The organism is Nitratireductor sp. ATLC21, from assembly GCF_057196525.1.
Genome location: NZ_JBXUOU010000001.1, coordinates 1142333 through 1166789 on the forward strand (window position 1 = coordinate 1142333; position 24457 = coordinate 1166789).

Annotated in this window: 24 protein-coding genes; 13 read left to right on the forward strand and 11 right to left on the reverse strand. The window is 60.1% G+C overall.

Annotated elements, in window-relative coordinates; genetic code table 11:
• The first annotated feature begins 176 nt into the window (after positions 1–176).
• The 5 genes from AC2CHD_RS05575 (at position 177) to AC2CHD_RS05595 (ending at position 5857) form a co-directional block, all read left to right on the forward strand.
• Complete coding sequence (locus tag AC2CHD_RS05575; RefSeq protein WP_484552865.1) at positions 177–467, forward strand: hypothetical protein; 291 nt, start codon at positions 177–179, stop codon at positions 465–467.
• Positions 468–601: 134 nt separating this feature from the next.
• A complete protein-coding gene (locus AC2CHD_RS05580) occupies positions 602–2449 on the forward strand; it encodes an ABC transporter ATP-binding protein (RefSeq protein WP_484552866.1) in 1848 nt (615 codons plus the stop codon).
• Positions 2446–4332: an ABC transporter ATP-binding protein gene (locus AC2CHD_RS05585; RefSeq protein ID WP_484552867.1), complete on the forward strand. Its 1887-nt coding sequence runs from the start codon at positions 2446–2448 to the stop codon at positions 4330–4332. The genes AC2CHD_RS05580 and AC2CHD_RS05585 overlap by 4 nt, the downstream gene beginning before the upstream one ends.
• Before the next feature lie 328 nt (positions 4333–4660).
• Positions 4661–5551 carry a LysR substrate-binding domain-containing protein gene (locus AC2CHD_RS05590; protein ID WP_484552868.1) on the forward strand — a complete coding sequence of 297 codons (891 nt, stop codon included), beginning with the start codon at positions 4661–4663 and terminating at the stop codon, positions 5549–5551.
• Positions 5552–5671: 120 nt separating this feature from the next.
• Positions 5672–5857, forward strand: a complete 186-nt coding sequence (locus AC2CHD_RS05595) for a DUF1059 domain-containing protein (RefSeq protein WP_229448673.1) — start codon at positions 5672–5674, stop codon at positions 5855–5857.
• Between the two features lie 23 nt (positions 5858–5880).
• On the opposite strand, the gene AC2CHD_RS05600 is transcribed toward AC2CHD_RS05595, so the two are convergent.
• From AC2CHD_RS05600 to AC2CHD_RS05610, 3 genes are read right to left on the reverse strand one after another with little or no spacing between them, the layout of a single operon-like run.
• Positions 5881–7149: a CCA tRNA nucleotidyltransferase gene (locus AC2CHD_RS05600; RefSeq protein ID WP_484552869.1), complete on the reverse strand. Its 1269-nt coding sequence runs from the start codon at positions 7147–7149 to the stop codon at positions 5881–5883.
• Positions 7149–7781 carry a CoA pyrophosphatase gene (locus AC2CHD_RS05605; protein WP_484552870.1) on the reverse strand — a complete coding sequence of 211 codons (633 nt, stop codon included), beginning with the start codon at positions 7779–7781 and terminating at the stop codon, positions 7149–7151. The genes AC2CHD_RS05600 and AC2CHD_RS05605 overlap by 1 nt, the downstream gene beginning before the upstream one ends.
• A 2-nt stretch (positions 7782–7783) precedes the next feature.
• Complete coding sequence (locus AC2CHD_RS05610) at positions 7784–8413, reverse strand: DUF1285 domain-containing protein (RefSeq protein ID WP_484553227.1); 630 nt, start codon at positions 8411–8413, stop codon at positions 7784–7786.
• A gap of 160 nt (positions 8414–8573) precedes the next feature.
• Here AC2CHD_RS05610 and AC2CHD_RS05615 point away from each other — a divergent pair, with 160 nt between their 5' ends.
• The 4 genes from AC2CHD_RS05615 to AC2CHD_RS05630 are packed head-to-tail and all read left to right on the forward strand — an operon-like array spanning position 8574 to position 15411.
• Entirely contained in the window at positions 8574–9596 is a 1023-nt protein-coding gene (locus tag AC2CHD_RS05615; RefSeq protein WP_484552871.1) for an AAA family ATPase, read from the forward strand.
• A gap of 28 nt (positions 9597–9624) precedes the next feature.
• Positions 9625–10542, forward strand: coding sequence for a DUF58 domain-containing protein (locus AC2CHD_RS05620; RefSeq protein WP_484552872.1), 918 nt, complete (start codon positions 9625–9627; stop codon positions 10540–10542).
• Positions 10539–13349 (forward strand): DUF4159 domain-containing protein, encoded by a 2811-nt coding sequence (locus AC2CHD_RS05625; protein ID WP_484552873.1) that lies wholly within the window; start codon positions 10539–10541, stop codon positions 13347–13349. The genes AC2CHD_RS05620 and AC2CHD_RS05625 overlap by 4 nt, the downstream gene beginning before the upstream one ends.
• Before the next feature lies 1 nt (position 13350).
• Entirely contained in the window at positions 13351–15411 is a 2061-nt protein-coding gene (locus tag AC2CHD_RS05630) for a hypothetical protein (protein WP_484552874.1), read from the forward strand.
• A 20-nt stretch (positions 15412–15431) separates the two neighbouring features.
• Here AC2CHD_RS05630 and AC2CHD_RS05635 read toward each other — a convergent pair whose 3' ends face one another.
• Both AC2CHD_RS05635 and AC2CHD_RS05640 read right to left on the reverse strand, forming a co-directional pair.
• Positions 15432–15638: a hypothetical protein gene (locus AC2CHD_RS05635; protein WP_484552875.1), complete on the reverse strand. Its 207-nt coding sequence runs from the start codon at positions 15636–15638 to the stop codon at positions 15432–15434.
• Between the two features lie 98 nt (positions 15639–15736).
• A complete protein-coding gene (locus AC2CHD_RS05640; RefSeq protein ID WP_229448665.1) occupies positions 15737–16246 on the reverse strand; it encodes a GNAT family N-acetyltransferase in 510 nt (169 codons plus the stop codon).
• 274 nt (positions 16247–16520) lie between these two features.
• Between AC2CHD_RS05640 and AC2CHD_RS05645 the strand changes: the two genes are divergently transcribed.
• A complete protein-coding gene (locus AC2CHD_RS05645) occupies positions 16521–17510 on the forward strand; it encodes a glutathione S-transferase family protein (protein ID WP_484552876.1) in 990 nt (329 codons plus the stop codon).
• Positions 17511–17603: 93 nt separating this feature from the next.
• Here AC2CHD_RS05645 and AC2CHD_RS05650 read toward each other — a convergent pair whose 3' ends face one another.
• Positions 17604–18089 (reverse strand): NUDIX domain-containing protein, encoded by a 486-nt coding sequence (locus AC2CHD_RS05650; protein ID WP_229448663.1) that lies wholly within the window; start codon positions 18087–18089, stop codon positions 17604–17606.
• 54 nt (positions 18090–18143) lie between these two features.
• Between AC2CHD_RS05650 and AC2CHD_RS05655 the strand changes: the two genes are divergently transcribed.
• Entirely contained in the window at positions 18144–19067 is a 924-nt protein-coding gene (locus AC2CHD_RS05655) for a metallophosphoesterase family protein (protein ID WP_484552877.1), read from the forward strand.
• A gap of 6 nt (positions 19068–19073) precedes the next feature.
• On the opposite strand, the gene AC2CHD_RS05660 is transcribed toward AC2CHD_RS05655, so the two are convergent.
• The 4 genes from AC2CHD_RS05660 to leuA all read right to left on the reverse strand — a co-directional run bounded on the left by AC2CHD_RS05660 (position 19074) and on the right by leuA (position 22597).
• Complete coding sequence (locus AC2CHD_RS05660; protein WP_484552878.1) at positions 19074–19289, reverse strand: DUF3955 domain-containing protein; 216 nt, start codon at positions 19287–19289, stop codon at positions 19074–19076.
• A 66-nt stretch (positions 19290–19355) separates the two neighbouring features.
• Positions 19356–19967 (reverse strand): hypothetical protein, encoded by a 612-nt coding sequence (locus tag AC2CHD_RS05665; protein ID WP_484552879.1) that lies wholly within the window; start codon positions 19965–19967, stop codon positions 19356–19358.
• A 144-nt stretch (positions 19968–20111) separates the two neighbouring features.
• Entirely contained in the window at positions 20112–20876 is a 765-nt protein-coding gene (locus tag AC2CHD_RS05670; protein ID WP_484552880.1) for an alpha/beta fold hydrolase, read from the reverse strand.
• On the reverse strand, positions 20873–22597 hold the full coding sequence (gene leuA, locus AC2CHD_RS05675; RefSeq protein ID WP_370633358.1) for a 2-isopropylmalate synthase: 1725 nt from the start codon (positions 22595–22597) through the stop codon (positions 20873–20875). The genes AC2CHD_RS05670 and leuA overlap by 4 nt, the downstream gene beginning before the upstream one ends.
• A gap of 381 nt (positions 22598–22978) precedes the next feature.
• On the opposite strand from leuA, the gene AC2CHD_RS05680 reads away from it, so the two are divergent.
• Together AC2CHD_RS05680 and AC2CHD_RS05685 are read left to right on the forward strand one after the other, a co-directional pair.
• Complete coding sequence (locus AC2CHD_RS05680) at positions 22979–23314, forward strand: ArsR/SmtB family transcription factor (RefSeq protein ID WP_484552881.1); 336 nt, start codon at positions 22979–22981, stop codon at positions 23312–23314.
• Positions 23311–23778 carry an SRPBCC domain-containing protein gene (locus tag AC2CHD_RS05685; RefSeq protein ID WP_484552882.1) on the forward strand — a complete coding sequence of 156 codons (468 nt, stop codon included), beginning with the start codon at positions 23311–23313 and terminating at the stop codon, positions 23776–23778. Before AC2CHD_RS05680 ends, AC2CHD_RS05685 begins: the two co-directional genes overlap by 4 nt.
• A 50-nt stretch (positions 23779–23828) precedes the next feature.
• On the opposite strand, the gene AC2CHD_RS05690 is transcribed toward AC2CHD_RS05685, so the two are convergent.
• On the reverse strand, positions 23829–24341 hold the full coding sequence (locus AC2CHD_RS05690) for a winged helix-turn-helix transcriptional regulator (RefSeq protein ID WP_484552883.1): 513 nt from the start codon (positions 24339–24341) through the stop codon (positions 23829–23831).
• Positions 24342–24457: the final 116 nt, after the last annotated feature.

Sequence of the window (24457 nt, forward strand, 5' to 3'; positions counted from 1 at the left end):
GGAGGCGGCAATGGACAATTCGATGCTTACCTCCTTCGCAGGCCTGCGCCCGTGGAACACGGCGCCGCACCAGGCCTGACGGCGGGTTTCGTTCTTCAGCTTTTTCAACACAGGTAAAGCCGCAGCCGAGCGAATCCGCCGACCGTTTCTTCCGGTTGTCACAAAGGATTTGCATCATGACTGCACACCTTCAAAAAGGGGGCGTGCCGCCCCGCAAGAACAATCTCGCGAAAGCCGACCCGGCCACCCGCGCACTCGAGCGCGGAAACGACGGCGCTCCTGCCACCTTGCTTTCAGGAGCCTTCAAGGCCGCTCTCGGCAGGCCCGCAGGGCCGCCGCATAGTATCGCTCGTGACATGGGCGGTATCGGCCACGCCGCGCCGCTGAGTGCAGGTCCCCTGAAGGGACCGGGCAAGCCGCGAACGAACAGCCCTGCAGCATCCGTGCCGCGCAAGGGCCACAGATAGCCGGGCAACCGGCAATCATCGCTTTTCCGCCAGCCGCCGCCCGCGGAAAAGCTTTTTGAACACAGACAACTATCCCGCGAACGTGATTCAACACATCACGTTCGCGGGCTCCAGAATGAAAGACGCCTGAGACGATGTTTCAATGGTTCGAACAAAGGCTTCAGCCTTTTCCCAACGAAGAACCGCAGGAGCCGCCCCGCACATTCTTCGCCTTTTGCCTGCATTTCACGAAAGGCGCGTGGCCCTATGTCCTGTTGGGTACGTTTCTTGTCGCGGCCATCGCCCTGGCGGAGGTCTGGATGTTCGCCTTTCTGGGCGACATCGTCGACTGGCTATCGGACCGCGACCGGGCCACATTCCTCGATGAGGAAGGGATGCGACTTATTGGCATGGCGGGCTTCATCCTTATCATCCTGCCCGGACTGATCTTGCTTGCCGGTCTCAACAACCACCAGATTCTCATGGGCAACTACCCCATGCGAATCCGTTGGCAAGTGCATCGCTATCTTCTCAAGCAGTCGATGAGCTTCTACCAGGACGAATTCGCCGGCCGCATCGCGACCAAGCTGATGCAAACCGCACTGGCGGTGCGGGAGTGCGTCGTCAAGACCTTCGACGTCTTCAATTACGTCGTGATCTATTTCGTGGGCATTCTGTTTTTGACAGCTTCTGCCGACTGGCGTCTGTCCCTTCCGATCCTTTTCTGGCTCGGCGGCTATATTGCCCTCATGGCTTATTTCATCCCGCGGCTCGGCAAAATCGCCGAAAAGCAAGCCGATGCCCGATCGATAATGACCGGCCGCGTGGTGGACAGTTACACCAACATCCAGACGGTGAAGCTTTTCTCGCACGCACAGCGCGAGGCTGGCTTTGCGCGCGAAGGGATGAATGGGTTTCTGCAGACGGTTTACGCTCAGTTTCGATATGTAACCGGTCTATACGGCCTTCTCTATTTCCTGAACTCGGCCTGCCTTGTCGCGGTGGGATATTTGTCGATCACACTATGGATCGGCGGGGAAATATCGGTGGGCGCAGTGGCGGTTGCCATCGGCCTCGTGCTGAGGCTCTGGAACATGTCGCAATGGATCATGTGGGAGCTGACGGGGCTGTTCGAGAATGTCGGGACCGTGCAGGATGGCATCGGCTCGATTTCGCTGCCGCGTCTGGTGGATGACAAGCCGGACGCGAAAGCGCTTGTCGTCCCGAAAGGCCGGATCGAGTTCGATCGGATCGGCTTCCATTATGGCAAGAAGGGTGGCGTCATCGAAGATCTCTCACTTACGGTGAAGCCCGGTGAGAAGGTCGGGCTCGTGGGCCGTTCGGGCGCCGGTAAGTCCACCCTCGTCAATCTTCTGTTGCGCTTTTATGATCTGGAGCGTGGCCGCATCCTCATCGACGGACAGGATATTTCGGAGGTCACGCAGGATTCGCTGCGGGCCGAAATCGGCATGGTGACACAGGACACGTCCCTGCTTCACCGGTCGGTACGTGACAACATCCTCTATGGTCGACCCGACGCGACCGAAGCGATGATGCTGGAAGCGGCACGGCGTGCCGAAGCGATGGGCTTTATCGGCGGGCTGAGCGATCCGAAAGGACGCAAGGGCTTCGATGCGCATGTGGGTGAGCGGGGCGTGAAACTCTCCGGCGGCCAGCGCCAGCGCATTGCCATCGCCCGTGTCATGCTGAAAGATGCTCCGATCCTCATCCTCGATGAGGCGACTTCAGCGCTCGATTCAGAAGTTGAGGCGGCAATCCAGGAGAACCTCTATCGCCTCATGGAGGGCAAAACGGTGATTGCCATTGCACACCGGCTTTCGACCATCGCTGCAATGGACCGCCTGGTCGTCATGGACAAGGGCCGCATCGTCGAAGAAGGCACGCATGACGAACTGGTGGCTGCCGGAGGGCTTTACGCAAGCCTGTGGCAGCGTCAGTCCGGCGGTTTCCTCGATCTGGACGTAAATGAGGCTGCGGAATGAGCGTAGACGAGAAAAGCAAAGAACCGCCCAGGTCTGAAAGCTGGTGGCGCAGCGTCGAAGGGGTCATCGACCCCTTCGGCGACACCGGGCGCTCCGTGTTGCCCGTCAAGGCGCATGAATTCATCCTTTTCTTCGCACGGCAAGCCAAGTGGCCCTTCATTCTGCTTCTGATCGCCGGCGGCCTGATGGGTGCCGTCGATGCAGGGCTTTACTGGGCGCTTGGCTGGCTGATCGACCTTCTGGACTCCTCTTCGCCACAGACACTGATTGCCGACCACTGGGAAAAACTTGCCGGTTTCCTCGCGCTCCTTCTCATCATCCGTGCAGTGGTGATCATCGGCAACACCATCCTTGAAGAACAGGTGATCGCGCCGGCCTTCTATCAGCGTGTGCGCTGGCAGGCGTTTCGCCGTGTGATCGAACAACCCTATGAATTCTACCAGAACGACTTTGCAGGCCGCATCGCGACCAAAATTCTGCAGGGCGGTGAGGCAACCGGCGACTTCATCATCAACGTTCTGCAAACCATGTGGAGCTTCCTCACCTTCGTCGTGCTGGCCGCTTCGATCCTCACCGTGCTCGACCCGTTCATGGGACTGGTGGTCCTGCTTTGGCTCGTGGCCTATGTGGCGATCGCGCGCTACCTCTTGCCCCCGCTCAGGCGGGCGGGCCGTCGTACAGCCGACCAGCGCTCGATCCTGAACGGGCGGATGGTGGATGCCTTCACCAACATCCTGGCCGTCAAGCTGTTCGACAGCGGACAGCGCGAACATTCCTATGTGCGCGAGGGCATGGCGCATTTTCTGAGTGCCGTTCAAACACTGACGCGCGCCATCACCCGGGTGCGTGTGGCGGTGGCTATCGTCAATGGTTTCATGATGGCTGCGATCTTTATTCTTGCCGTATCGCGCTGGCTGGACAGCGCGATCACCACCGGCGAGATCGCTGCCGCGATGGGCCTCGTCTTCAGGCTCAACCAGATGTCCGGCTGGATGATGTTCAACATCAACGGGCTGATCCGCAACTATGCGACCGTGCAGGATTCCACCACGGTCGTTTCAGTGGAACCGGCTATCCGCGACGCTGATAATGCCAAAGAGATGAAGCGTGCCAAGGGAGACATCCGTTTCGACAACGTCACGTTCAACTATGGCAAGGAAAGCGGCATAATCGAAGGGCTCGATCTGCATATCAAGCCGGGGGAAAGGGTGGCATTGGTTGGACCCTCGGGCGCCGGCAAAACCACGATTGTGAATCTGATGCTGCGGCTCTTTGAGGCCGAGCATGGAAAAATCCTGCTTGACGGGCAGGACATCACCCAGGTGACACAGGCCTCGCTTCGCGCCCAGTTCGGCGTGGTGAGCCAGGAGCCGATGCTCATGCACCGCTCAATCCGCGACAACATCGCCTATGGCCGGGGCAAGGCCAGTGAAGAGGACATCATTGCCGCGGCGAAGCGCGCCTCGGCTCACGAGTTCATCCTTAACGTGTCGGACCCGAAAGGGCGCACCGGCTATGATGCGGTGGTGGGCGAGCGCGGCGTCAAACTTTCGGGTGGTCAGCGCCAGCGTATCGCGATTGCAAGAATGATGCTGAAGAATGCACCCATCCTCATCCTCGACGAAGCGACTTCGGCGCTCGATTCCGAGATCGAAGCCGTGATCCAGGAAAATCTTGAGCGACTTATGGAGAACAAGACGGTAATTGCTGTCGCTCATCGTCTTTCGACCATCGCCGCCCTCGATCGGATCATCGTGCTTGATCAGGGACGTATCGTGGAGGAAGGCTCCCATGAGGCGTTGGTGGAACGGGACGGACTTTACGCACAGCTTTGGAAACGCCAGTCAGGCGGCTTTCTGGGCGGAAGGATGGCGGCGGAGTAGGCAGTTCGGCACCAGCAGTCGCAGGCGCAAAGTGTCGAGCAGGCTCCACCATCCTTGCGTTCGCGGTCCTGTCCATGGGCAAGTCGGCCAACTCCTCCATCGACATTGTGCGCAAAACCGGATGAGCCAGCGGATCGTGCTGCCATTCAAGTTCTGCGAGCGCCCTGCGCGCCCGCCGGTAACGGGTCCTGAAAGCCTGAATTCTTATCCAGAAAAACTGTATCATAGCATTCCCTTTCTCGAGGAATGGCGTGTTCAGGAGCCAGAATCTGCTCGGATGCGATGATTTTCAATGGAGATTGCCTATCGGATACTTTAGAAAAACTGCATGAAACATCTGCCAAGGGTTCACCTGAACGGACTACGCGCCGTCGAAGCGGTCGGTCGCGGCGGCTCATTAAGCGCTGCCGCAGAAGAGCTGGGCGTATCGGTCGGAGCCGTCAGCCAACAGGTGGTGAAGACCGAGGCGCAGCTCGGCGTCGCGATTTTCGAGCGGACGGGACGCGGCATTCGCCCGACTGCGCTGGGACGCCAGTTCATCGAGCGGCTGGGCATAGGGTTTCAAGCGCTCGATTCAGCTGTAGCGCTAACGCGCCATGACACGGATTCAGTGCTGACGATTTCCGTCGCCCCGGTCTTTGCCGCGAAATGGCTGGTACCCCGTCTTGCCGGCTATGCAAGAGCACACCCAGAAACCAAGCTCCGACTTGAAGCCTCAATCGGTCTGGTACATCCCGACAGCACGGACATCGACCTTGCGATCCGTGTCGGCGAGGGAAATTGGCCGGATGTGCGCGCAGAACATCTTTTGCCGCAGGAAGTTTTTCCCGTCTGTGCCCCTTCGATCGCCAGGCATCTGAAAACACCGGAAGACGTCCTGACCGCCCCCATCATCCGTGACGCCAATTCCAACATCGAGTGGGATGTGTGGCTAAAACCGCTTGGCCTGGACGAGCGGGATCTGGCGGAAGGCGATACGTTTACCGACGCAGCGCTCTGTCTTGATGCGGCTATTGCCGGACAGGGCGTAATGCTTGCCTGGCACACGCTTGCTCATGATGCCCTGCGCGGCGGTCAACTCGTCGCCCCCTTCCGCGAACGCGCCAAGACACGCTTTAGCTATTGGCTGATCACATCCCAAAACAGGCCTGAGCCAGCCAAGGTCCGCAATTTCAAGACGTGGCTACGAAGCGAGATAGAACGGATGCTGGCGGAATAACCGTTGGGTTTACAGTAACAATCCACGCGGACTGCTGACGGTTTTTCCTTCGGCAACCTCTTGCCGCATTCCGTGTTATAGTTCATGGCACGCATAAACTGAGAACAGGAGGATCGTCTCATGAAGGAATTTCATTGCGGCTCGCTCGTTCCAGGCTGCGACTGGCACACCCGCCACGAAGAAGAGGCGGAGGTCATTCGCCGTGCAGCCGAGCATATGCGCGAAGCTCACGGCGAAACCGTGATCCGCGAGAGCATGGTTGAAGCCATTCGCTCACGCATCGCAGAGGCGCGCAACGCGGCCTGACCACGCTTGTTTCACCGACCTTTTCAGCCGGTGGACGAGATCATCAAGGCGGCGCGCTCAAGCAGCGCGTCGCGTTTCAACGAAAAATCAGACGCGATCCACTCTTCCTCCAGCAGGGAGAGAACCTCTCCAACGGCCTTCCCTTTTTGCAGCCCGAGTTTTGCGAGATCGGTCCCATCGACCGGGAGTGATGGCTTTTGCCATGCTTCAGCGAGCTTCATGAGGCGAGTATAACCGGCTGCCTCCATCAGCGCCTTGTCGTCTTCCGATGCTCGCGCACGAGCACTCACCAAAGCCAACTTCAGACGCCACCAGAGGCCATTTGGTTCTGCTTTGTAGGCGAGTTTCCTGAAACCGCTCTCGCTCAAATCCGCCGAGGGTACCGGTGCACTCGCCCAATCCGAAAGGTCTTTCTTCTCAGCATTGGACAGGCGCAGACGCTTTCCCAGTTCCAAAATTCGAGGTTCATGGGGCGGGATGATCGCAGCAAGCCGAAGCAATGGGTCCGGCCGCCAGCCGAGCGTCTGCTCCGCCTGGATCAGCGGAGCGATGGTGTCGATTCCCCATTTTTCCGATTCGGGAAGAATTTTCGTCAGAACCCCTGTCTGGCGCATCCAGAGGAGAGCACGTGAGGGATCCGGCGCCGAGAGGAGTTTTTTAAGTTCCGCCCAGACACGTTCGGCCGACAACCGTTCCAGCCCATCGCGATGACGTGCACAGGCCTTGAGCCCCGCCGCATCAGGGCGGCCTCGCCCATACCAGGCAAAAAAACGGAAAAACCGCAGGATGCGCAGATAATCCTCAGTGATCCGGGTATCGGCGTCGCCAATGAAGCGCAGGGTCTGGCTTTGGAGATCCTCAAGGCCGCCCACCAGATCGATGATCTCGCCATTCGCGCGCGCATAAAGCGCGTTGATGGTGAAGTCACGCCGCTCGGCATCGCTGCGCCAATCGCGGCCGAAAGTGACATGCGCATGACGGCCATCGGTCTCCACATCCGCGCGCAGCGTGGTCACTTCGTAGGCCTGCCCCTCCGCGATAACCGTAACGGTTCCGTGGTCGATGCCGGTGGGCGCGGTGCGGAAGCCGGCGCCCCGCGCCCGACGCACCGTCTCATCCGGCTGCGTGGTGGTGGCGATATCAATGTCGGTGACTATTTGGCCAAGCAGCGTGTTGCGCACAGCTCCACCAACGACACGCGCCTCATCACCGCCCGTAGACAGTGCTTCCAGCAGCGCCTGTAGCTTTTTATCGGACAGCCATTCCGAATCTAAAATCAATCGCTTGTCCATCAAGCATAAAGTCTTTCGTAAAGAGTGCGAATGATGCCGGCCGTAACACCCCATATGAAGCGCTCACCGAAGGGCATGGTATAATAGAACCGTTCCTTTTCCTGCCACAGACGACTTTCGCGCCGATGATTGGCGGGGTCCATCAAGAAGGCCAGCGGCACTTCGAAAGCGGCATCCACCTCGTCAGGGTTGATGCGCAGATCAAAGCCTGGTTGCACGATGCCAAGGACCGGAGCAATACGGTATCCGCTCCCGGTGGAATAGTCGGGCATGCGGCCGACCACATCGACCGCATTGGGAAGAAGGCCGATCTCCTCGTCTGCCTCGCGCAAGGCCGCGGCCTCCGGCGACGCGTCCTCCGGATCGATACGCCCACCCGGAAAAGCTATCTGGCCTGAGTGACTGCGAAGCGACTGAGTGCGTTGGGTGAGGATCACCGACGCGCCATCCGCATGGTCAACGACCGGTATGAGCACGGCGGCATCACGCAGCCCAGGTCGCACGATCATTTCACGCAGGTCGGGATTCAGGCTGTGATCGCCGTAATCTTCCGCTCCCGCGGGTCCCTGCTGGCGCGCCGCGCGACGGCGAAATTCTTCCGCCGAATAAAGAGTTTTCGAGATGCTCGTCATGGTCATTGCGACAGCCTATGCAACGCGTCAGCGGGCATGACAGGAAACACTGCGCCGCGCGAGCGGATCGCGAACATCATGCGCCCGTCGATCTCGATCTCCTCCCCGACCTCCACCAACTCATACAAAACAGAGCGTGCGACAAGAGCTTCAAGCCTTCCGCGCACATGCAGATATGGCTTCAATCCGCCTGTATCCGGCTGATCCACGAAGCGCAATTCGTGCCCGGGACCGGCTTCGACCACATCACCGACATTTGTGCGGAAGGTAAGCGCTTGCGCCTCTCCTTCACCGGTCACAACCATCTCCACTGCAAGAAACGGCGCATCTTCAACGCGAATGCCGACTTTTTCCACCGGAGTGACGAGATAGGTCTTGCCGTCCTCGTCCTTGCGCAGAACGGAGGAGAAAAGCTGAACCAGCGCCGGTCGTCCGATCGGTGTTCCCATGTAGAACCAGGTGCCATCGGCGCGAATCTCCATATCGAGATCGCCACAAAACTCGGGATTCCAGCGCTCCACCGGCGGTACGCCCTTGCCCGAACGGGCAGCGCGCGCGATCATGGCTTCCAGGCTGGCAGTGTCGGCGGCTCCCGCGAGGCTTGACGGGCTCTTGCTCGTTTTCTTGTTCATGGTCACGAAATAGTCACTGTTGTTTCGCTTGTCAGCCTTGTTGAGTGTTTTAAGTTTGCCAAAGGGACGTGAAGGCACGAATCGCTCCAGACACGTGCCGGTGTGGTCCGTTCCTGCTGCCCTTTAGTCCCCCGGGGCCTTTAACGAGGATCGAGACGGCATGACCATTGTTTCCAACAACGAAGTTCCGGGCAAAAAGCCCATGAGCGACAAGGAAATGGTCGCTGAAGCCGAACGTGCGCTATCAGATATAGCAATGGTGCGCGAAGGCGTCGGGCAGGTGATTTTCGGTCAGGAAGCGGTGGTGGAACGCACGCTTGTGGCGATCCTCGCCGGCGGCCATGCACTGCTTGTCGGAGTACCCGGGCTCGCGAAGACGAAACTCGTGGAGACACTCGGCGTTGTGCTCGGTCTCGATGCACGACGCATCCAGTTCACACCGGATCTGATGCCGTCCGATATTCTGGGTTCGGAAGTGATGGAGCAGGACGAGAAGGGCAAGCGCTCGTTCCGCTTTCTGCCCGGTCCGATCTTCTCACAGCTTCTGATGGCGGACGAGATCAACCGTGCCAGCCCGCGCACCCAATCCGCGCTTCTCCAGTCGATGCAAGAATATCACGTGACTGTGGCCGGCCACCGGCACGACCTGCCCTCGCCCTTCCATGTGCTCGCGACGCAGAACCCGCTGGAGCAGGAAGGCACCTATCCTTTGCCGGAAGCACAGCTTGATCGCTTTTTGATGCAGGTGGACATTCTCTACCCCGAGCTCGACGCCGAGCGACGCATCCTTCTCGAAACCACGGGCACGGATGAAGCTGAGGCAAAGAACGCGCTTTCGCCGGAGCGGCTGAAGGAAATCCAGATGCTGATCCGCCGTATGCCCGTGCCCGAGAGCGTGGTCGATGCGATTCTGCAACTGGTGCGCACGGCGAGGCCCGGCGTCGGCAACCCTGACACGGACCGCCATGTGGCATGGGGCCCGGGCCCTCGCGCCAGCCAGGCTCTGACGCTCTGTGCCCGTGCCCGGGCGCTCTATGATGGCAGGCTCGCCCCCTCCGTGGATGACGTGCGGGAGCTGGCCGAACCTGTGCTTCAACATCGGATGGCATTGACCTTCGCGGCGCGCGCGGAAGGCATGACCGTGCGCGACGTGATCCGGCGCCTCGTGAAGGCGCTCGATTGATGGGCACCGCGCTCCAGATAGGATCTTGATGGTAAAGATCGGCGAAGTTTCCAAACCGGTCGCATCGAGCGATGCGCTGGTTCGCGCGCGTGCGCGAGCCGCGCTGATGCCTGACCTGCTTGTGGATGCAAAGCGCGTTGCCAACAACGTGATCGCCGGCTGGCACGGACGACGCAAACGCGGAATAGGCGAGAACTTCTGGCAGTTCCGTCCCTATGTGGAGGGCGAGGCTTTTTCACGCATCGACTGGCGGCGCTCCGCACGCGACGACCATCTTTATGTGCGGGACCGCGAATGGGAGGCGGCTCACACGGTGTGGCTCTGGGCCGACCCATCGCCTTCCATGCTCTACAAATCATCCCTGGCGCCAACGCCCAAGGAAGCGCGAGCGCTCGTGCTGACCTTTGCGCTGGCAGAACTCTTGTCGCGAAGCGGCGAGCGAATCGCGTGGCCCGGCGTCACCGATCCGTTTTCCGCCCGAAATGGAGCAGAGCGGCTGGCGGCCCAGATCATGCACACCCCCGACCTGCCGGCCCGGCCCGACCTTCTGCAGATCCGCCGTTTCTCGGACGTGGTTCTGGTGAGCGACTTTCTCGATCCGGTGGAAGAAACCATCGCCTGGCTTGACCAACTGGCGAGCCGGGGCGCACGCGCCCATCTTGTCGAGGTGGTCGACCCGGCGGAAGAAAGCTTCCCCTACACCGGTCGCACTGAATTTTCCGACCCTGAAACGGGCGAAAAACTGACAGCGGGCCGCGCCGAAACACTGGCAGAAGATTATCGGCGACTTTATCTCGCTCGACGTGAGGAACTGGCTTTCTGGTGCAAGCGGCTCGGCTGGAGCTATACCGTGCACCACACGGACAAGCCTGCTGCGCAGGCGCTGGTCACCGTACACAATGCCATGAGCGCCGATGCCGGCTTTGGAATGGAGAGGGGCTTGTGAACTGGCTTTCTCTCTCTTTTGCGCAACCTTTCCTGCTTTGGGGGCTGATCGCCCTGCCGGTGATCTGGTGGCTTTTGCGCCTGACACCGCCACGGCCACAGACCGAAACCTTTCCGCCGCTGAAAATTTTGGCGCGAATCGCAAAACGCGAGGAAATACCGCACAAGAGTCCGTGGTGGCTGACATTGCTCAGGCTGATGCTCGCCGCACTGGTTATTTTCGCCCTGGCCGACCCGGTGTTGAACCCGCGCGAGAAGGCAGCGGGCGAAGGCTCGGCACTGGCCGTCGTGCTCGACAATGGCTGGGCTGCAGCTCCTGAGTGGGACGAACGTGTGGCCACGGCGGCGCGTCTGATCGAGGATGCCCGCGTCAATCAACAGCCAGTCGTCCTGGCGCTGACAGCTGAAGAGCAGAACCAGGAGATCGGACCTTTCGATGCCAATACGGCGCTGGAGCGTCTCAACGCAGCGCAACCGCGTCCCGTCCCCGGCAATCGGCCGGCCACCTATGGCCGGGTCGCTGAAGCGCTGGATGATTTTCCGGGCGCCGTTGTTGCTGTTCTGACCGACGGTCTGGCCATGAGTGGGGATGAAGCCGCCTTCAGCGCGCTTTTCTCCGGCAGCCCGGGAGAGGTCTTGTGGGCACAACCAGATCGGCTCGACTTGCTCGCAGCGACGGATACGCAAAACACGGCGGAGGCCTTCGAAATCACGGCAACACGCCCGCAAAACGATACAGGGCCGCGTCAGGCCGTTGCCTATGCGAGTGACGAGAGAGGCCGACGCATCGCCGAAACGACAATCACGTTCGGCGCGGGCGAAACCCGGGCGACGGGCGCCATGCGTCTTCCCTTCGAGCTGCGAAACGACTTCGTGTCTGTGGGGATCGAGGGCCAGAACCAGGCCGCCGGCCTGAGGGTTCTCGATGAGAACAGCAAGCGCCGGCGCATCGGCCTGATTTCACAGAGCGAAGCGGACCAGGCTCAGCCGCTGCTTTCGCCGCTCTACTATATAGAGCGGGCGCTTGCGCCATTCGCCGACCTCATGGAGCCATCGAGCGCCGAACTGACCGAAGCGCTGCCGGAATTGCTGGAGCAGAAGCCGGCGGTGATCATCATGGCCGATGTTGGTACACTGCCGGCAGCCCCGCGTCAGGCGCTGATCGACTGGGTGAATGGCGGTGGCACGCTGGTGCGGTTTGCCGGGCCCAGACTGGCAGCGGCCGACAATGACGAGGATCTGTTGCCCGTTCGGCTCAGGCTGGGCGAACGGTCGCTCGGCGGCGCGCTCTCCTGGACAGAGCCGCAACCCGTTGCTGAGTTTCCGGGCAATGGTCCCTTCTCCGATCTCGCGCCACCGCGCGACGTGACGGTAAACCGGCAGGTTCTGGCCGAACCCTCGCCCGACATCGTGGAGCGGAGCTGGGCAAACCTGGCCGATGGCACGCCGCTCGTCACCGGCGTTTCGCGGGGCGGAGGCCAGATCGTGCTCTTTCACGTGACGCCTGAGGCGACCTGGTCGAACCTGCCGATCTCCGGCAGTTTCGTGGAAATGCTGCGCCGGATCGTCCAGCTTTCGCGCAATCAGGGGGCGCTCAACACTGCAGCTGCCGAAGGCGGGCGAGCGCTTGCACCGTATCGCCTGATTTCGGCGGAGGGGCGCCTTGTGCCGCCCTCCGGCGAGGCCGAGCCTCTTGCCGTAGACACAAACGCCGTGACGCTGAAGCACCCGCCCGGCCTCTATGGCAGCGAGGAAGGCGTCGTGGCCCACAACCTGCTTGCGCCCGACACGGAGCTGATCCCGATCACTCGCCCTGAGGCCCCTGCCCCGATGACCGCCATTTCCTACGGACTGGACGAACAACAGCCCTTGAAAGGCCCACTCTTTGCCGCCGCCCTCGCCCTTCTGGCGCTGGACACACTCGCCGTACTCTGGCTCGGGGGACGGCTTCGCCGCAAACCGCAACTGGCAAAGGGTGCGGCGACCCTATTGGCCATGGGCCTGATGCTTGCCATGATGTCACCGGACGCAGCCCGTGCGCAGGACGAGCGTGCCGGAGAGGCAGAGGCGATCGAGGCGATTTCGCAGACGCGCATCGCCTATGTGATCACCGGGCTTTCCTCGCTCGACGCCACGAGCCGCGCCGGACTTCAGGGGCTGTCGGCTTTCCTTGCAGCGAAGACCGCGCTGGAGCCTGGCGAACCGGCAGGCGTCGACATCGCCACCGATGAGCTTTCCTTCTACCCGTTGATCTACTGGCCCATCGACCCGGACGCACCAATGCCCGGCGAAGAAGCGATCGCCCGCATAGACGCTTATATGCAGTCTGGCGGAACGGTATTGTTCGACACGCGCGATCAGTATTCAAGCGGGTTCGGCTCGGATGCCGTGACACCTGCCACGCAACGCCTGCGCGATATCCTTTCCGGCCTCAACGTGCCGCCGCTGGAACCGGTACCCGAAGACCATGTGCTGACGAAATCCTTCTTCATCCTGCCGGAATTTCCGGGGCGCTATCGCGGCAGCCCGCTCTGGGTGGAAGCATCGCTCGATTCCTCCACCCGCACCGACCGGCCCGTCCGGGTGGGTGACGGGGTGACGCCGATCATGATCACCGGCAATGATCTGGCCGGGGCGTGGGCGCTGGACGCCAGCGGCGAACCGCTTCTGCCGACCGTGCCCAACGACCCGCTTCAACGCCTTTATGCCTACCGCGCGGGCGTCAACATCATGATGTACATGCTCACGGGCAACTACAAATCGGATCAGGTTCATGTGCCGGTCCTGCTGGAACGGCTGGGGCAATAGGATGAACTGGTCGCTCAGTTTCGAACCCTTCTTTTCCTGGCCTGTTCTGGCAGCGCTGCTCATCCCCGTTGCGCTTCTGGCGCTCCTCGGACTGTGGACACGACAACGCGGCGCGTGGCTTAGGCTGGCTGCGCTGGCCGCATTGGCCGCGGCATTGGCCAATCCGGTGCTTCTCGATGAAGAGCGCGAGCCGCTTCAAAGCGTGGTCGCCCTTGTGGTCGACGAAAGCCAGAGCCAGACCACGATCGACGGACGCAGCGAGACGACCGACGAAGCCGCCGCCGAATTGGAAGCGAGGCTTGCCCGTTTCAAGGAATTCGAAACCCGCGTGGTGCGCACTGGCCGGTCTTCTTCGGCAACTGAAAATGCCCAGACACACCTTTTCGAGGCGCTCGATGGTGCCCTGCGCGATGTACCGCCATCCCGCGTGGGCGGGGCCGTGCTGATCACCGACGGTCAGGTGCACGACGTCCCTGAAAACGCTGCAGGCATTGGCGCGCCGATCCATGGCCTGATCACCGGCAAGGCCGACGAGATGGACCGCCGCATACGTTTCGAGCGCGCACCACGTTTCGGCATAGTGGGCAAGCCCCTGGAAATGACCTATCGCGTGGTCGCAACAGGCAACCAGCGCGGCCCGGTGGATGTGCGCGTGATCATCAATGGTGAGGAACTCTTCATCGAAGAGGCGCTGATCGGACGGGAAACACTGCTCGAAATCGATGTGCCGAATGCCGGACGCAACATCATCGAACTGGCGATTGACCCGGTTGAGGGCGAACTGACGGATGTGAACAACCGCGCGGTCGCGCTCGTCGACGGCATCCGCGAAAACCTGCGCGTTCTGTTGGTTTCAGGCGAACCGCATTCGGGCGAGCGCACCTGGCGGAACCTGCTGAAATCCGATGCTTCGGTGGATCTCGTTCACTTCACCATTCTGCGCCCGCCGGAAAAGCAGGACGGGACGCCGATAAACGAGCTTTCGCTGATTGCCTTTCCGACGCGCGAACTCTTTGTCGAAAAGATCGACGATTTCGACCTGATCATCTTCGACCGCTACCAGCACCGCGATGTGCTGCCTATCCTCTACTACGACTATATCGCAGAGTATGTGGAAAATGGCGGTGCGCTGCTGATCGCGGCGGGGCCGGAATTCGCCGGCAACCAGTCCATCGCCCGCACGCCACTGATCGCTGCCCTGCCCGGCCTGCCGACGGGCGATGTGGTGGAACAGGGTTTTTATCCGCGCCTGACAGAGACCGGCGAACGCCACCCCGTTACGCGCGGCCTTGAAGGAGCTGGCTCCGAGCCTCCGGTATGGAGCCGCTGGTTCCGCCTGATCGGCATCGACCGGCCAGACGGTCAGGTGGTCATGCAGGGGGCAAACGAACAGCCGCTTCTCATTCTGAACCGCAAGGGCGAGGGTCGGGTCGGCATGTTCCTGTCGGATCAGGGGTGGTTGTGGGCCCGCGGTTTCGAGGGTGGCGGCCCGCATGTGGCGCTCTATCGCCGCATCGCCCACTGGCTGATGAAGGAGCCGGAGCTCGAGGAAGAGCGCCTCTCGGCGGCGGGCCGCGGCATGCGGCTCGAGATCACACGCCAGACAATGGAAGAAAGCGCGCCGCAGGCCGAGATCACCACCCCTTCGGGAAACACGCTATCGACCGATCTTGGCCCCGCCGGACCCGGCCGCTTCTCCACAAGCCTGGAGACGAATGAAATAGGCATTTACAGCATCGCCAATGGTGACCTGACAACACTTGCCCATGTGGGGCCGGTGAACGCGCCGGAATTCGGCGACATGATTTCTACAGAGGAAAAGCTTGCACCGGCCGCCGATGCGACAGGCGGCTCGGTGCGCAGAATTGCCGATAGCGACCTGCCCAACATCGTTCCCGTGCGCCGCACCGGCAGCGCATCGGGCAATGACTGGATCGGGTTCAGAACCACTGACGACAGCATTCTGAAAGCCGTGCGCCGGGTTCCTGTGTTCACCGGGCTTCTGGCACTGGCGCTGTTGCTCTTCGCTTTTGGCGCTATGTGGTATCGCGAGGGGCGCTGAAAACCAGCGCCCAACCGACTTCAGCAATTGTAGGTCACCGGCTCGCCGGCGCCGTTCCGTGTTTCGCAGAGGCGCCCTTTTCCCGGAAAGCCGCCCTTCACATAGGGCGGCGGCGTGGCGCTCCCTGTCAGCGCTCCCGGTCCACGAGGTTCCACGGTGTAGGGTTCGGGGGAAACACACCCCGTCAAAAAGAGAGAGATGAAGGGAAATATCATGAAATAACGCATTTATTCTTTTCTGTACAAATTTCTACAATAACAAATATAATCATAAATCACCTTTGGATAGGCAATCTATATTCCACAATTATTTCCGGGAGTCGAGATTATCTTGAAAGTGCAGCGTGAGTAACGTCACCTTTCAGCGTCGCCACCGCACCTTCTTTCAATTCGACGGCCAGAAGACGCTCCGCATCAACAGGGCGCGGCATGGAAAGCTGACCTTGGGGAATTTTTTCAAAGCCGAGCGGTCCATAGTACGGGGCATCGCCAACCAGAACGACGGAGCCGGCGCCAGCTTCGCGCGCGGCCTCGACGGCGATGGCTACAAGCTTGCGGCCTATGCCTATGCTCTTGAAGGCGGGCCGCACCGCAAGCGGGCCGAGCAGGAGCGCCCGCCCCTCGCCGGCTGCGATCCATGTCATGCGGACCGAGGCAATGACGTGGTTTTGATGAACGGCCACGAAGGACAGTGAGCGGTCATGCGGCCCGCCCTCGCGAATCTTGTAGGCAGCACGCGTAAAACGGCCAGGGCCGAAGGCTTCCTCGTTGATGAGTTCGATTTCAGCGTCGTGTGCCGGCTCTTCCGGCAGGTAGTGAATGTCAGCAGAAGACATGAGCAGTTATTCCGGTGGTCTCGAAAGGTGGAGGCGGCCGCAGGCGCGCCTGCCCCATGCCAGGGGCCTTCAGTCCTTTCGTCGTCGCTCCACCAGAAACCGGATCATTGCCGTGCATTTTCCTCGCTGAAGGGAATTCCCGCTACCAGCATTTTTCCGCCTCGTCCACTGCAACTTTGCCACTGAACGGAAGTTGTTGACGCAGCGTTTACGCTCCCAACGGTTGGGATCGGTCAACCAATGCCCTACATCCATCGAAACAGAGGAGATTTGAATGGGTTTGCTCGTAGAAGGTATCTGGCACGACAAGTGGTATGACACGTCAAAGACAGGCGGCCGCTTTCAGCGGTCCAAATCACAGTTCCGGGATTTCGTCACCAAGGACGGCACGCCCGTAGAAGGCCGTGAGCGTGGCTTCAAGGCCGAGCCCGGTCGCTATCATCTCTATGTCTCGCTTGCCTGCCCCTGGGCGCACCGCACGCTGATCTTCCGAAAGTTGAAAAAGCTGGAGGACGTTATTTCCGTGTCAGTCGTCCATCACTTCATGGGCGAAAACGGCTGGACGTTCCTGAAGGAAGACGGCGCCACCGGCGACGATCTTTATGGGTTCGACTTTCTGCACCAGATTTATACCAAGGCAGATCCCGCCTATTCGGGCAGAGTGACCGTGCCGGTGCTTTGGGACAAAAAGACCGAGACGATCGTCTCCAACGAGTCGGCGGAAATCATACGCATGTTGAATGATGCCTTTGACGAGTGGGGCGATGCGACGCTGGACCTATACCCGGAAGATCTGCGCAGCGAGATCGACAGCATCAACACGCTTGTTTACGACAACATCAACAACGGCGTGTACAAGGCGGGCTTTGCGACCACGCAGGAAGCCTATGAAGAAGCGTTCAAGGCGCTCTTCAAAGCTCTTGATGACGTGGAAGAACGGCTCTCACGCCAGCGTTATCTTGCTGGCAACCGCCTGACGGAGGCCGACTGGCGGCTCTTTACGACTCTCGTACGCTTCGATCCGGTCTATGTCGGGCATTTCAAATGCAATCTGCGCCGCATCGCCGACTTCCCGCAGCTCTCCAATTACCTGCGAGAACTCTACCAGGTGCCAGGCGTGGCGGAGACTGTCGACATGCTTCACATCAAGGCGCACTATTATGGCAGCCACGGTACGATCAACCCGACAGGGGTCGTACCACTGGGACCGGAGCTCGATCTGACTGCACCACACAATCGCGACCGTTTGGAGCAGGCTGCCTGAGGTGCAGCCGCCAATCCTCCTTCTCGCCACGTCGGATGGGGAGGAGGATGGCCCGACCGACAGTACCCTCTCTGACCAAACCGTATTGCGTCTCTACCACTCGTCCGAGACGGGGGCATTCTCGAATATTTCAGCGATACGGCGGCGGGTGCCCCCAGTTGTTCCCTCAGGCAGGCCATCGAGCGGAAAGAAGCGCGCCTCTGCAATCTCCCGGTCGGGCACATGTGGATGTGTCTGGCGATATCGTGTGATCAGGTAAACCGCTACGTGGTCACGATTGCTGGCGATGCGATTGAAATGAAGTGATTTGAGGACCGGCCTTTCGATAAGCTCGATGTTGCCTTCCTCAATCAGTTCGCGGGCAAGGGCAGCCTCCGTACTTTCGCCTGGCTCGACACCACCGCCCGGAAAGTGCCAACCCTTCACATAGGTGTGGCGCACCAGAAGCACTGCATGAGCTTTCTGATCGTACACCACACCGCGCATGCCGAGCGTCATGGGGCGGCTCAAGCGCAACCAGAAATGAAAAAGGCGGGCATTGAACGGCGGGGAAGGGCGCTGAGGAGGTGTTTCATTCATATGCAGCATCCTGCGGGGTGGTCAGGGCGTTTTGGGTGTTCTACACACGAAAGCATGTTTCGCCTTGCGCATTTTTCCGACATCCATTTGGGCCCCCTCCCCGCCATAAGCTATCGGGAGCTCGCTTCCAAGCGTATCACCGGTTACATCAACTGGCGCCGCAACCGCAGGCTCAATCTCGATCATGGTCTGATCGACCGCATTACCGACGACATGCTGGCGGCAGAACCCGACCACATCGCGCTTAGCGGAGACCTCGTCAACCTAGCCCTCGACAAGGAGATCGAGATGGCACGGCTGTGGCTGGAAAGCCTCGGGCCGGCTGACAAGATCTCCGTGGTCCCGGGCAACCACGATGCTTATGTGCCAGGCGCGCTGGCGCGATGCTGCAAGGCATGGGCTGCCTACATGACAGGAGACGATGGCAAGGCACCAAAAGGCAAGGGTGGCTTCCCCTATCTTCGTGTACGGGAGAAGATCGCCATCATCGGCGTTTCCTCGGCACGTGCTACAGCGCCTTTTCTCGCGAGCGGGCATTTCTCCAAGGCGCAAGCAAAACGGCTGGCAAAGATGCTCGACATCACTGGGAAAGCTGGGCTTTTTCGGGTCATTATGATCCACCACCCTCCGGTGCGTGGGGCGACCCACGCAGCCAAGCGGCTCTACGGCATCAAACGGTTCCAGAAGCTGATCCGCAAGCACGGCGCGGAACTCGTTCTGCACGGGCACACGCACAAACCGACGGTGCATCGCATCGACGGCCCCAATGAGGAAACGGTGCCGGTGGTCGGTGTTGCCGCTGCTGGGCAGTCCCATGGTAGCGCCAAACCGCCGGCCCACTACAATCTCTTCGAAATTGACGGCGCGCCGGGGGCCTGGGAAATCCGCTTCTCCCGGCGCGGTGTTACCGATGGAAACGGCACCATCGGTGAGGTCTCCGGGGCCCTGCTTACCAGTGGGGAGACATCGGCTGGCTGAGCACGGTCAGGACGGGCGTACGCTCCGGTAGAAGACCATGAACGCCCAAACCGACCCAAGAGCGAGCCCCGACACCAAAGACGTGACGCACAGGTCCATCAGGGCGACCGGCTCGTGGAGGACACCCGCGGCATCGACGGAACTGCCAATAATGACCACTGCGATCAGAGAGAAGACACCGGTCGAGACCAGAAGCAAGGCACAAAAAAACAGAAACTTCATCACAATCACTCGCTATCGGCCCTTCAACCAAAAGTTGATCCGAAAACGAGGCGAAATTTTGAAGCTTCAGAAACGGGACAATAGCGTTTCCAGTTCGGGAAACCGATCCCACATGGCAATGGCGACGCCCACGACACCAACGATGCCACCCAGAACCACGAGACCCAATCCGCTCAGAAAGCTGCGCCAGGCGGAGCCTTCTGAGGTGGTGGCGGCCATGGGTTCATCAATTGCTTCGGGGCGCCGAAACACTTCCACATCACCCTCCACAGCGCGCTGGCGTTCGACCATGCGTTCGGCGATGTAGCGTGTGACCTGATCGGCCACCGGCGCGATCTCCGTGCTCTCGGCCAGAACCACCCGACCGAGACGGGTGTCGCGCAGGAACCGATAGGTGCGGCGGTCCCGCCCCATCACCACATGAGCGACGGCGTCGATCCACAGCCTCGGCTGCTCCCCGGAAGAGATGACAAAGTCGAAAGAGGGATCATCCGCCGGCACATCAGCGAAAACCGGCTGAAGTTCCTGAGCCAGCAATTCGAGGCGCGTTCGACTTGCCTCCCGCATCTCGACGACCACATCCGCCCTGTCGGCAGCCGCGTTTTTCATCTCGCGCATAGCCTCAGAAAGATTGCGCACATTGGTAACCGAAGCTGCGGACTGACCAGCCTCACTCATGGGCAGGACTCCTGATGAAACTTAGCGTTAACCCATCGTTAACATGGCTAAAACAGAAAATCATCACGTTTTGTTCCGCTTTAGAAAGCAGCGTTTACAAAGTAAATTTGTGAAAAACCGGGGACTTTGAGGGATTTGCCAGCCTTACACCTCCCCGATACTCCGCGCGATGATACGGGCCACTGCCTCTGGCCTTTCCTCCGGTAGCATGTGACCAGCCCCTTCCAGATGGTGAAGAGTGAAAGAGCCAGGCGCACGTGCCGCCTGGCGAAGTGGCAACACGGAATCCAGCGCACCCCATGCGAGATGAACCGGCATCGTCAGGTTCTCAAGCATACCGGCTGGAAAAACGCCCTGATTGCCATCGCGAACTATCAGGGCTGCTATCTCGACAAGCTTCTCGCGCTGTCCCCGCACGGCGTTCAGTGCGATGGCTTCAGCCACGCTTTCGGGAGGAACGGTGCGATGTGGCCCGAACATGCCCTGCATGGCGGCTGCGATTTCGATGTCAGTGCCGGCTTGTGCTCGCGCCACCATCAGATCGCCGGCGATCTCCCGCCCGAAGCCGCCCGGCGCGAACAGCGCCAGGGAAGCAACGGCATGGGGTGCGAGATGGGCGGCAAGGACTGCGACGGCACCGCCGAAGGAATGGCCGGCCATATGAAAGCGCCCGATTCCGCGCGCCTCAAGATCATCGATGACAGCCTGCGCGGTGGCCTTCGCCTTGCCTGCACCCGGGCAATCGAGCGAGCGGCCATGGCCGGGAAGATCGTATGCAAGGATGCGCAGACCGGTGGGAAGTGCGCGGCGTACATGCTCCCAGACACGGTGGCTGCCGGCAAAGCCGTGCAGCAGGACGAGGGTAGGATCCCCCTCGCCCGTGTCTTCACGAAAAAGAGTGCCGGTCACCCCACGATCCGGTTGGCCGCCGACACCACCGCTTCGAGCGAGGCCGTGACGATGTTTGTGTTGACGCCCGCACCGAAAAGCTTGCCGCCGGGATGCTGGACTTCCATGTAGCAGATGGCCGCTGCATTGGAGCCCTGCTGCATGGAGTGCTCCGAATAATCGACCACCGACATCGCGACGCCCAGATGTTTGGACAGGGCGTCGATGAAACCGTCTACAGGGCCGGTGCCCACGCCCTTGATCACCGTCTCCCTGCCCCCGTCCATGATCGTCGCCTCGACGATGCGCTGACCTTTAACGCTGGTGTCGGGGAAGGTCTGGTGATCGACGAATTTGAGGCGCGCGCCGGGTTGGTCGACATAGAGTTCCATGAAACGTTCGTAGATCTGCTTCGCAGGCAGTTCCCTGCCCTCGCGGTCGGTGATCTCCTGAATGTCCTCGCGGAATTCCACCTGCAGATTGCGCGGCAGGTTAAGCCCGTAATCGGCCTGCATGACATAGGCGATGCCGCCTTTGCCCGACTGGGAGTTGATCCGTATGATCGCCTCATAGGATCGTCCCACATCCTGTGGATCGATCGGCAGATAAGGAACTTCCCAGAGCGGCTTGTTCGCCGTCTTGATAGCCTTCATGCCCTTGTTGATCGCATCCTGATGGGAGCCGGAAAACGCGGTGTAGACCAGTTCGCCCACATAAGGATGCCGCTCGGGGATGACGAGCTGATTGCAGTATTCGTAGACATCCTTCATGCGGTTGATGTCGGTGCAGTCCAGCTCCGGGTCGAGCCCTTGCGTATACATGTTGAGCGCCAGGGTGACGACATCGACATTGCCGGTCCGCTCGCCATTTCCGAACAGCGTGCCCTCGACACGGTCGGCGCCGGCCATCAGGCCAAGCTCGGTGGCGGCGATGCCGGTTCCGCGATCATTATGCGGATGCAACGAGACAATCAGGTTCTCGCGCTGGTCGAGATTGCGGCACATCCATTCGATCTGATCGGCGTAGATATTAGGCGTGGACATCTCGACCGTGGACGGCAGATTGATGATCAGCTTGTTGTCCGGAGTGGGGTTGATGATTTCGATCACCGCATTGCAGATATCAAGCGCGACGTCGAGCTCTGTACCGGTGAAGCTCTCCGGAGAATACTGGAACCGGTAGCCACCACCTGCCTTGGCGGCCATGTCCATCACCATCTTGGCGGCATCGGTGGCGATCTGCTTGATGCCGGCGACATCCTTGCCAAACACAACGCGACGCTGCAATTCGCTGGTGGAATTGTAGAAGTGGACGATCGGACGGTTCGCGCCCTCCAGCGCTTCGAAGGTGCGGGTGATCAATTCCGGACGGCACTGCACGAGAACCTGCAGCGACACATCATCGGGCACTCCACCTTCTTCGATACACCAGCGGGCGAAATCGAAATCAGTTTGCGAGGCGGAGGGAAACCCGATCTCGATCTCCTTGAAGCCCATGTCGAGCAGGAGTTTGAACATACGCGCCTTGCGCTCATGCCCCATCGGGTCAATCAATGCCTGATTGCCGTCGCGCAGGTCGACCGAGCACCAGATCGGCGCCTTTTCAATGCGCTTCGAAGGCCATGTCCGATCAGCAATATCGATCTGCGGATAAGGCTGATACTTGACCGAAGCGTCCGGCATGCCTTTCCGGCCCTGCGCGGCTTTCTCTCCCTGTACTCGGTTTCTTTCCATGTCAGTCATCGTGTTCTGCGCGTCCATTCCATTTTCTCCCGGCACCGGTTGCGTGCGCTTCGCACGGCGGGCCTGTCAACAGTAAAGTGAAGTTTTGGAGAAAGAGCTTCTGCCAGCCGGCGACATCGATCGCCGGGCGCTCCTTCAACGGACCCGGCGATCGCCGATAAGGCCGAGAAGAAGAAGGCTGGATGCTAGCGCGCGCACAGTCGCGCCGGAAAAGGCGGCACGAGCGGAACGGGAAACTGTCTGGCGCGTCATCATGGAGCTTTCCTTAAACGACGCCGGCGCGGCTGGCAAGTGGATCGTCATGCAGGCGGAACGGAGAGCTTGACAAGGCACATTCAAACTGTATTTTACCAATTAGTTAATTAACTAACTGGTGAAGCAATGCAGACCGACGCACTGAGCGCCACTTTCTCCGCCCTCGCCGACCCAACCCGCCGGGCAATGCTCGCCCGGCTGGCGGAAGGCGAAGCCACGGTCAACGAACTGGCAGAACCATTCGAGATGACACTTCCAGCCATCTCCAAGCACCTGAAAGTTCTGGAGAAAGCTGGGCTCGTTTCACGCGGAAAGCATGCCCAGTTTCGCCCCTGCCGGCTCGAAGCCGCCCCCTTGAAGGATGTCGCCGGCTGGGTGGAAGCCTACCGCCAATATTGGGAGGCGAGCTTCTACCGCCTCGACAGCTACCTGCAAGAAATACAGAAGGAGCAACCACGATGAACGTGGAGACCACGCAGAAAGCCGATGCCGAGCTCGCCATTCAACGGGTATTCAATGCCCCGCGTGATCTCGTTTTCGAGATGTGGACCCGCAAGGAACATCTGGACCGCTGGAGCTGCCCGGAGGGGATGACGATACCGGTTTCGGAAGGCGACATCCGCACAGGCGGCTGGTTTCGCACCTGCATGCGCGGCAGTGATGGTTCAGAACACTGGGTCAGCGGGACATATCACGAAGTCTCACCACCCGAACGGATTGTTTTCACCCATGCCTGGGAGGAGGAAGACGGAGCGCGCGGACACGAAACCGTGGTCACGATCGTTTTCAGCGACACCGAAGATGGCAAGACGCACATGCATTTCCACCAGGCATTCTTCACCTCGACCGCATCGCGTGATGGCCATGAGGAGGGGTGGTCCTCGTGCTTCAGGCGGCTTGAAACACTGCTGGCCCAAGCGGCATAGCTCCTATCGCTGGCGGCTTTCGCACCAGGGACACGCTGAACGTCTCAGCTTCAATCCGCTTCAGACTGACGGGCAAGGACGGCCTCGTAGGCTGCCTGGAGCCGCTCGCGCACGTCCGGCCCTTTTTTGTCCCGATTGGGTGGCGCCCCAAGATGCGTCACACGCAGATCATCCATGAAATCTTCCCAGAGCGACGGTCCGCCCTCCGCAAGGATCTTCGCCCGGATCGACAATTCCTCGGTGACCGGAAGCCATTTGCTGCCCCAAGCGCCGATCATGGCGAAGACAGGCACCAACTCGATGCCTTTTTCCGTCAGACTGTAGATTGCCTTCTGTTTGTGACTGGGGTCGTCCGCCTTTGAGATCACGCCTTCCGATGTGAGCCTGCGCAAACGGTCGGCGAGGATGTTTGAAGCAATCCCTTCCATTGAATTGTTCAGCAATTCGCGGAAGTGACGCCTGTTCCCGAACATCATGTCGCGCACGACAATCAAACTCCATTTGTCGCCAATCACCTCGACCGTGAGATTGATCGGGCAACCCGAGCGATGCTGATCCTGCAAGAAAGCCTCCTGAAAATTCTGATTGCAGAATGCTACCAGTAAGCATATGGTACAACCAGTTAGAAAATGAAACCAGTTTTAATTCGACACCGAAAACCGTCGCTCTTCAAGGGAGA

Excerpts from the sequence above, each read along its gene's own strand:
- AC2CHD_RS05575 (WP_484552865.1), top strand. The coding sequence starts at position 177 with ATGACTGCACACCTTCAAAAAGGGGGCGTGCCGCCCCGCAAGAACAAT.
- AC2CHD_RS05580 (WP_484552866.1), top strand. The coding sequence starts at position 602 with ATGTTTCAATGGTTCGAACAAAGGCTTCAGCCTTTTCCCAACGAAGAA.
- AC2CHD_RS05585 (WP_484552867.1), top strand. The coding sequence starts at position 2,446 with ATGAGCGTAGACGAGAAAAGCAAAGAACCGCCCAGGTCTGAAAGCTGG.
- AC2CHD_RS05590 (WP_484552868.1), top strand. The coding sequence starts at position 4,661 with ATGAAACATCTGCCAAGGGTTCACCTGAACGGACTACGCGCCGTCGAA.
- AC2CHD_RS05595 (WP_229448673.1), top strand. The coding sequence starts at position 5,672 with ATGAAGGAATTTCATTGCGGCTCGCTCGTTCCAGGCTGCGACTGGCAC.
- AC2CHD_RS05600 (WP_484552869.1), bottom strand. The coding sequence starts at position 7,149 with ATGGACAAGCGATTGATTTTAGATTCGGAATGGCTGTCCGATAAAAAG.
- AC2CHD_RS05605 (WP_484552870.1), bottom strand. The coding sequence starts at position 7,781 with ATGACGAGCATCTCGAAAACTCTTTATTCGGCGGAAGAATTTCGCCGT.
- AC2CHD_RS05610 (WP_484553227.1), bottom strand. The coding sequence starts at position 8,413 with ATGAACAAGAAAACGAGCAAGAGCCCGTCAAGCCTCGCGGGAGCCGCC.
- AC2CHD_RS05615 (WP_484552871.1), top strand. The coding sequence starts at position 8,574 with ATGACCATTGTTTCCAACAACGAAGTTCCGGGCAAAAAGCCCATGAGC.
- AC2CHD_RS05620 (WP_484552872.1), top strand. The coding sequence starts at position 9,625 with ATGGTAAAGATCGGCGAAGTTTCCAAACCGGTCGCATCGAGCGATGCG.
- AC2CHD_RS05630 (WP_484552874.1), top strand. The coding sequence starts at position 13,351 with ATGAACTGGTCGCTCAGTTTCGAACCCTTCTTTTCCTGGCCTGTTCTG.
- AC2CHD_RS05635 (WP_484552875.1), bottom strand. The coding sequence starts at position 15,638 with ATGCGTTATTTCATGATATTTCCCTTCATCTCTCTCTTTTTGACGGGG.
- AC2CHD_RS05640 (WP_229448665.1), bottom strand. The coding sequence starts at position 16,246 with ATGTCTTCTGCTGACATTCACTACCTGCCGGAAGAGCCGGCACACGAC.
- AC2CHD_RS05645 (WP_484552876.1), top strand. The coding sequence starts at position 16,521 with ATGGGTTTGCTCGTAGAAGGTATCTGGCACGACAAGTGGTATGACACG.
- AC2CHD_RS05650 (WP_229448663.1), bottom strand. The coding sequence starts at position 18,089 with ATGAATGAAACACCTCCTCAGCGCCCTTCCCCGCCGTTCAATGCCCGC.
- AC2CHD_RS05655 (WP_484552877.1), top strand. The coding sequence starts at position 18,144 with ATGTTTCGCCTTGCGCATTTTTCCGACATCCATTTGGGCCCCCTCCCC.
- AC2CHD_RS05660 (WP_484552878.1), bottom strand. The coding sequence starts at position 19,289 with ATGAAGTTTCTGTTTTTTTGTGCCTTGCTTCTGGTCTCGACCGGTGTC.
- AC2CHD_RS05665 (WP_484552879.1), bottom strand. The coding sequence starts at position 19,967 with ATGAGTGAGGCTGGTCAGTCCGCAGCTTCGGTTACCAATGTGCGCAAT.
- leuA (WP_370633358.1), bottom strand. The coding sequence starts at position 22,597 with ATGACTGACATGGAAAGAAACCGAGTACAGGGAGAGAAAGCCGCGCAG.
- AC2CHD_RS05680 (WP_484552881.1), top strand. The coding sequence starts at position 22,979 with ATGCAGACCGACGCACTGAGCGCCACTTTCTCCGCCCTCGCCGACCCA.
- AC2CHD_RS05685 (WP_484552882.1), top strand. The coding sequence starts at position 23,311 with ATGAACGTGGAGACCACGCAGAAAGCCGATGCCGAGCTCGCCATTCAA.